Genomic DNA, 712 nt, shown 5'->3' with positions numbered 1-712 from the left:
GTGGCCGTAGCGCCCCATTTCGAGGAGGCCACCGACGCCACGCTGTGGGCGTGGCTCGCCTTCGGGGCGGCCGTGCTAGGGGCGCTACGGCCACGAAGTCGCGCAGCACGAACCACACGAGCACGAGCGGCACCACCGTAAGGATGCCGTTGACCGCCGCCAGCGCCGAGCCCGCGAAGGCGAGCCAGCGCCGCGACCCGGCGAATTGCAGCAGCTGCATCACGGCGTTGCCGCCCTGGGGCCGCTTATCCTGTTCCGTCGCCATTGCTTCCCCTTAGGCCGCGATCTTCGCGAAGTGCTTCTGGAAGATGCGCAGTCCCAGCCAGCTGCCGAGCGCGGCGCACAGCGCCGTCTCGCAGCCGCAGATCGGGAAGGCAGGGCTGTACACCCAGTTCACGAGCCCCTGGCCGTACTCGGCCGTCATGCCCATGTCCACCACCATCTGCACATAGGACTCGCCGGCGAACAGGATGAGCGAGATCTGCCCGAACCACCAGCACAGCACGAGCACCGCCCAGCACACGACCACCGTCCACTTCGCGCGGCGGCCGGCCATCATGACAAGCTCGCAGAGGGCCGCGCCGGCAAGGATGCCCACCGGGCCCGTCCAGGCCATGCCCATGACGAAGCCGAGCAGGGCCATGATGGCGCCGGCGATGAAGGCCGCCCTGCGCTTGGGCACCCGCGCCATGAGGTAGGTCCACACGATGCC

1 protein-coding gene and 1 pseudogene are annotated in these 712 nt (G+C 69.2%); both read right to left on the bottom strand.

What is annotated here, in order from left to right; all coding sequences use genetic code 11:
- Positions 1-265, bottom strand: a pseudogene (locus NE591_RS12170) (hypothetical protein); the annotation flags it as partial.
- Between the two features lie 9 nt (positions 266-274).
- On the bottom strand, positions 275-712 hold a 438-nt coding region (locus NE591_RS12165), incomplete at its 5' end, for an MptD family putative ECF transporter S component (RefSeq protein ID WP_256156733.1).

The organism is Adlercreutzia sp. DFI.6.23, assembly GCF_024462535.1.
Lineage (GTDB): Bacteria > Actinomycetota > Coriobacteriia > Coriobacteriales > Eggerthellaceae > Adlercreutzia > Adlercreutzia rubneri.
Note: the sequence above shows the minus strand (reverse complement) of the source record. Positions and strands in the feature narration are given on the sequence as shown.